Genomic DNA, 6851 nt, shown 5'->3' on the forward strand with positions numbered 1-6851 from the left:
GGCGCTGGAAGGACCTCACCGACAACGTCAACTTCATGGCGAACAACCTGACCAACCAGGTCCGCAACATCGCCCAGGTCACCACCGCCGTCGCGCAGGGCGACCTGACGAAGAAGATCGACGTCGACGCCCGCGGCGAGATCCTCGAGCTCAAGACGACGATCAACACGATGGTCGACCAGCTCAGCTCCTTCGCGGCCGAGGTGACCCGCGTGGCCCGCGAGGTCGGCAGCGAGGGGCGCCTGGGCGGCCAGGCTGAGGTCGAGGGCGTCTCGGGCACGTGGAAGCGGCTGACCGAGAACGTCAACGAGCTCGCCGGGAACCTGACCAGGCAGGTGCGCGCGATCGCCGAGGTGACCAGCGCGGTCGCCGAGGGCGACCTCACCCGGTCGATCAAGGTCGAGGCCTCCGGTGAGGTGGCCGAGCTGAAGGACAACATCAACTCGATGGTGGAGTCGTTGCGCGACTCCACGAAGGCCAACGAGGACCAGGACTGGCTGAAGTCGAACCTGGCCCGCATCTCCGGGCTCATGCAGGGCCGCCGGGACCTGGCCGTGGTCGCCGAGCTGATCATGGACGAGCTGACGCCGCTGGTGTCGGCCCAGTTCGGCGCGTTCTACCTGGCCGACGACGCGGACGACCACCACGAGCTGCGACTGATCAGCTCCTACGGTCATCCCGCCGACGGGCCGCGGGCGACGCGGTTCCGGTTCGGACAGTCGCTGGTGGGACAGGCGGCTCGCAGCCGCCGCACGATCGCGGTGGACGAGATGCCCGCCGACTACGTGGCCATCACCTCCGGGCTCGGCCGCACGGCGCCGGTGAACCTCGTCGTGCTGCCGATCGTGGTGGAGGACCAGGTGCTCGGCGTGATCGAGCTGGCCTCGGTGCACCGGTTCACCGACATCCACCGCGACTTCCTCGAGCAGCTGATGGAGACCATCGGCGTCAACGTCAACACCATCATCGCCAACGCCCGCACCGACGAGCTGCTCGCCGAGTCGCAGCGGCTGGCCAGCGAGCTCCAGTCGCGGTCGGGTGAGCTCCAGGTGCGCCAGGAGGAACTGCAGCGCTCGAACGCGGAGCTGGAGGAGAAGGCGGCACTGCTCGCCACCCAGAACCGCGACATCGAGGCGAAGAACCTGCAGATCGAACAGGCACGCCAGGAGCTGGAGACCCGTGCGCGGGAGCTCGCGCTCGCGTCGAAGTACAAGTCGGAGTTCCTGGCGAACATGAGCCACGAGCTGCGCACCCCGCTCAACAGCCTGCTGATCCTCGCCCAGCTGCTCGCGCAGAACCCGAGCCGCAACCTCACACCCAAGCAGGTGGAGTACGCGGGCATCATCCACTCCGCGGGCTCCGACCTGCTGCAGCTGATCAACGACATCCTCGACCTGTCCAAGATCGAGGCGGGCAAGATGGACATCACGCCCGAGCGCGTCTCGGTGCGGCAGCTGCTGGACTACGTCGAGGTCACGTTCCGCCCGCTCACCTCCCAGAAGGGACTGAGCCTGGAGCTCGCCACCGCGCCCGGCACCCCGGCGGAGCTCGTCACCGACGACACGCGCCTGCAGCAGGTGCTGCGCAACCTGGTCTCCAACGCGGTGAAGTTCACCGAGACCGGCGGCGTGGAGCTGTGCATCGAGCTCGCCGAGCCCGACCAGCTGCCGCCGGCGGTGCGCGAGCACGGCCCGGCGATCATGTTCCGGGTCAGCGACACCGGCATCGGCATCGCCGAGCACCAGCTGGAGTCGATCTTCGGGGCGTTCCAGCAGGCCGACGGCACGACCAGCCGCAAGTACGGCGGCACCGGGCTCGGCCTGTCGATCAGCCGGGAGATCGCCTACCTGCTCGGCGGCTCGATCACCGCGGAGAGCACGCTGGGCAAGGGCAGCACGTTCACCCTGTACCTGCCGGTGCACCGCACGGACTTCCCGGAGGTCGTGCGGGAGCCGGACGAGCAGACGGTGCTCGCCACGCCTGCCGAAGCCGCTCCCCCGAACGTCAGCGGGCACAAGCGCAGGCTGCTCGTGATCGAGGAACGACCGCAGGGCCTGCTCTCGCTGGTCGCCCAGAGCGCGGTGACCGACCTGTCCACGAGCAACGACCCGCGCGGCCCGGTCGAGGTGATCACCGCCGTCGGCCGGGAGGAGGCGGCGGTGGCACTGGCCACCGAACCGTGCCACTGCGTCGTGCTGGAGCTCGACATGCCGGACGGCGCGGCGCTGCGTTTCCTGGAAGCGCTCGACGGCGACACCGCGGCACGGTCGATTCCCGTGCTGGCGCACAACAACCGGCGGCTGTCCCCGGAACACGAACGGCAGCTGCAGGCGCGCAGCGGCACCAGGCCGCTGGAACTGCTGTCCAGTTTGGACGAACTGCGGGAGCGGATCGCCTTGCACCTCAACGCCGAGGGACCGGGCGACGTGCTCCCGCTGGTGCGTCCGGAGCAGCAGCGGCACCAGGAGCCGGCCCACCGCGGCAACGGCACGCTCGCGGACAAGACCGTGCTGATCGTCGACGACGACACCCGGAACCTGTTCGCGCTCAGCAGCATCCTGGAGTTGCACGGTGTGCGCGTGCTGCACGCGGAGAACGGCAGGGAGGGCATCGACACGCTGGTCGGGCATCCGGAGATCGACCTGATCCTGATGGACGTGATGATGCCGGAGATGGACGGGTACGCCGCCACGACGGCCATCCGCGCCATGCCGGACCACGCGCAGCTGCCGATCATCGCCGTGACCGCGAAGGCCATGCCGGGTGACCGGGAGAAGAGCATCGCCTCCGGTGCCAACGACTACGTCACCAAGCCCGTCGACGCCGACGACCTGGTCTCGTGCGTGCGCCGGTGGATGCACTCCCGGTGACGACCGACCAGGCCGGCGTCGACCGGCTCGCCACCACGGTCGATCGCCTGCGGCGGGAACTGGACGAGAGCCAGGCCGCCGCGGACGGCAGGGCGCTGGTCGAGCTCGCGAAGGGCGTGCTCGTCGAACGGCTGCGCTGCGGGCCGGCCGACGCCGCGGAACAGCTGGCCCGGCTCGCCACCCGCGCGGGCATCACGCAGCTGGAGCTCGCCGTCGAGATCATCAACGAGGTGTCCGACGACGGGCTCGTCGCGCCGACGGCCGCAGACGAGCACGACAGCGGCGCCGCGGTCCGCCTGCGCACCGCGCAGAGCGGCGCGCTGCAGGCGGGCGACACGCAGTCCGTGGCGCAGTCGCTGTTCACGCACGCACTCACGCCGCTGGGTGCCGCGGCGGTGGCGATCTGGTCGGCGGGAGCGGACGCCTCGCTCACCCTCGTCGGGCACGCCGGGTTCAGCACGGGCGAGGCGCAGCGCTGGCGTTACGTCCCGCCCGGTGTCCCGACGCCGGCCCGCCGGGCGCTGGCCGCGCGCGAGACGGTCTGGATCGACGACCTCGCCCGGTCCGGACTGCCGTCCGTCGGGAGCGACCTGCCCGGCCGCGTCGCCGTCCCCGCGGGCACCGGCGGCCGGATCACCGGCGTGCTGGAGATCTGCTGGCCCGCCGCGCTGGAGCCGCAGCCGTTGAGCGTGCACAAGCAGGTGGAGGCGATGGCCGAGCTGTGCGCCAGCACGCTCGACGTGACGGTCCCCGAACCCCTCGCGTCGGCGCCCTCCGAGCTCGCGGACCTCGCCGACGGGCTGCTCGACCCGGCGCTCGTGCTCGGTCCGGAGGTCTCCCCCGACGGCGCGCTCACCGACTTCCGCGTGCACCACGTGAACGACCGGTTCGTGGACATCGCGGGCAGACCCCGGCTCGCCGTGGCCGGCAAGCTGCTGCTCGAGGCCTACCCGCTGGCCGCGGCCGAAGGCGACCTGTTCGACAAGATCGAGCACGTCCACGCGACCGGTGAGCCGTTCCGCGCGGCACGCATCCGGCTGGCCGCGCTCGTCGACGAGGTGCCGCTGACGGTCACCGCGAGCGTGAGCATCACCCGCCACGGCGCGCTGGTGCTGGTCGTGTGGCGGGTGCAGGACGAGGCGGCCCGCCTCGCGAACCTCCTGCAGCACGCCCAGCGGCTCGGCCGCATCGGAGGCTTCGAGGAGGAACCCCGCACCGGCACCGTGATCTGGAACAGCCAGCTGTACGCCCTCTACGGCCTGCCGCCCGGCACGGATCCCATCCCGCTGTCGGCCATCACGACCCATGCGCACAGCGACGACGTGCCCGCGCTCAACGGGTTCCTGCGCAACGTTCTGCACCACCACCGGCCCGCGTCGGCGGCATTCCGGTTGCAGCGCGCCGACGGCATGACCCGGCACGTCCGCGTGGTCGCCGAACCGGTCCTCGACTCGCAGGGCACGCTGGTCTCGATCCACGGCGCGTACCAGGACGTGTCGGCCCAGCACTGGACCGAGGTGGCGTTGTCGGCGACCCAGGACCAGCTGGCCATCACCGCGCAGGAGGCGGCGGAGCGCAACAGGCTCACGCTGCAGCTGCAACAGGTGATCATGCCGCCGACCCACCCCACCATCGACGCGTTCGGGCTGCACATCGCCGTGCGCTACCGGCCGGCCGCGCAGGAGGAGCTGGTCGGTGGCGACTGGTACGACGCGGTCGTGCTGCCGACCAAGCAGGTGCTGGTGGCGGTCGGCGACATCACCGGCCACGGCATCAAGGGCGCGACCGGGATGGTGGTGCTGCGCAACGCGCTGCGCGGGCTCGCCACGACCGGCGCCGGACCCGCCCAGGTGCTCACCTGGCTGAACCTGGTCGCGCACCACCTCACCGACAACATCATCGCCACCGCGATCTGCGGCCTGTACGACCCGAACACCCGCGTGCTGCGCTGGGCCCGAGCGGGCCACCTGCCTCCGGTGCTGATCAGGGACGGCCGCGGCGAGCTGCTGCCGATGCTGCCGGGTCTGCTGCTCGGAGCGGTCGCGGAGGCGTCCTATGTGGAGGGTGAGGTGCTCCTGGAACCGGGAGACACGCTCCTGCTCTACACCGACGGCCTGATCGAGCGCAGGGACGTTCCGCTGGACGAGTGCCTCGACCGGCTGTGCGCCGCGGTCACCGGTCCCCCGCTGGAGCTGGAGGACCTGCTCGACCACCTGCTCGACAGCAGCGAGTCGAACACCGACGACGACACCTGCATAGTGGGTGTGCACCTACCTTGACCGTGGCGGAGGCGCCGAGATGAGTGATCCACAACTCGCCACCCTGGTCGACGACCTGCCGGTCGTCGTCTGGGAGGCCGACTCGGGTACCCGCCTGCTCACCTTCGTGTCCGGTTCCGTGGAGCACCTGCTCGGCCATCCCCGCGGACGCTGGCTCGGCACTCCCGGCTTCTGGGCCGAGATCACGCATCCGGACGACCGGGAGGAGTGCGAACGCCTGCGCTGGCTCGGGGAAGCCGACTACGAGCTGGTCTACCGCGTCACCACCGGGTCGGGAGATCTGGTGTGGTTGCTGGAAAAGGCACGTGTGCACGGCACCCGCCGCAGCGGCGTGCTGATCGACGTGACCGCACGGCAGGCCGCCGCCCAGCGGGAACGGTTCCTCGACCTGCTCGACCGCGAGTCGCAGCGGCTGGACGACGCCGAGGAGCTGATGGCGCTCGCGACGAGGCTGCTCGGCGAGCACATGGGCGTGGACCGGTGCGCGTACGCCCGCGCCGAGGCCGACGAGAACCACTTCGTCATGAGCGGTGATCACGCGACCGGCCTGCCTCCGCTGCCCGGACGGTTCGCGATGCGCGAGTTCGGCAACGGGTGCCTGGCCGCGATGCGCGCGGGCGAGCCGTGGGTGGTGGCCGACTCGCTCACCGATCCGCGGCTGGACGCGGAAGACCTGGCGGCGTACCGGCTGACGGGCATCCGCGCGGTGATCTGCCTGCCGTTGCTGCGCCGCGGGCGGTTCGCGGCCGCGATGGCCGTGCACCAGGCGACAGTGCGCCACTGGACACCGGACGAGATCGACCTGGTCTCGGTCGTGGTGAACCGGTGCTGGGAGTCCATGCAACGCGCCCACGCGGACAACGCGTTGCGCGACAGCGAACTGCGCCACCGGCAGCTGGTGGAACGGGCCACCGACGCGATCTGGCTGCTCGACCACGACACCCGGTTCGTCGCGGTGAACCCGGCGACGACCGACCTGCTCGGCTACGCACCCGAACAGCTGCTCGGCACCCCGGTCGCGGACGTCGTCGAGGGCGGTCTGCCCGCCGAGGAGTCCACCTCGCACGTCGTGACCACGCGCTGCGCGGACGGCACGTCGATCGCGCTGGAGCTCAGCGTCCAGCGCACCCCGACCGGTCTGCAGGCGATCGGCCGGGACGTGACCGAGCGGCAACGCGCCGAGGCGGAGCGCGAACTGCTGCTGCAGCGCGAGCACGAGATCGCCGCCGCACTGCAGGAAAGCCTGCTGCCTCGCGAACTTCCCGCGCTGCCACGACTCGCGGCCGCTGCCCGCTACCTGCCGGCCGCCGAGCACTCCCAGATCGGTGGCGACTGGTACGAGGTCGTCCCGATCGGAACCACCAGGGTCGGCCTGACCGTCGGCGACGTGGTCGGCAAGGGCCCTGCGGCCGCGGCCGTCATGGGCCAGCTGCGCAGTGCTCTCACCGGTTACCTGCTCGACGGGCACTCACCCGCCGAGTCGCTGCGGCGCCTGGACGCGTTCGCCACCCGCGTGAACGGTGCGGCCGGCAGCACGTGCAGCTGCCTGATCTTCGACTGGAGCACTGGTGAACTGTGCTGGGCGGCGGCCGGACACCCACCGCCGCTGGTGCTGGACCCGTCCGGTGCACGCCTGCTCGCGGCGGAGACCGGCCCGGTGCTCGGTGCCGGCGGACCAGGACTGGTGCATCAGCAGCAAGCC

General features: G+C 71.1%; 3 protein-coding genes. All 3 read left to right on the forward strand.

Annotated features, from left to right (window positions below; all coding sequences use genetic code 11):
- The coding region (locus ABZX92_RS44520; RefSeq protein ID WP_355572034.1) for a response regulator at window positions 1–2870 on the forward strand (2870 nt) is incomplete at its 5' end.
- The gene (locus ABZX92_RS44525) at window positions 2867–5149 is read left to right on the forward strand and encodes a SpoIIE family protein phosphatase (RefSeq protein WP_355572036.1); all 2283 of its coding nucleotides are present in this window, start codon (window positions 2867–2869) and stop codon (window positions 5147–5149) included. The genes ABZX92_RS44520 and ABZX92_RS44525, both read left to right, overlap by 4 nt.
- 19 nt (window positions 5150–5168) lie before the next feature.
- On the forward strand, window positions 5169–6851 hold a 1683-nt coding region (locus ABZX92_RS44530), incomplete at its 3' end, for a SpoIIE family protein phosphatase (protein ID WP_355572038.1).

The organism is Lentzea sp. NPDC006480, from assembly GCF_040611995.1.
GTDB lineage: Bacteria > Actinomycetota > Actinomycetes > Mycobacteriales > Pseudonocardiaceae > Lentzea.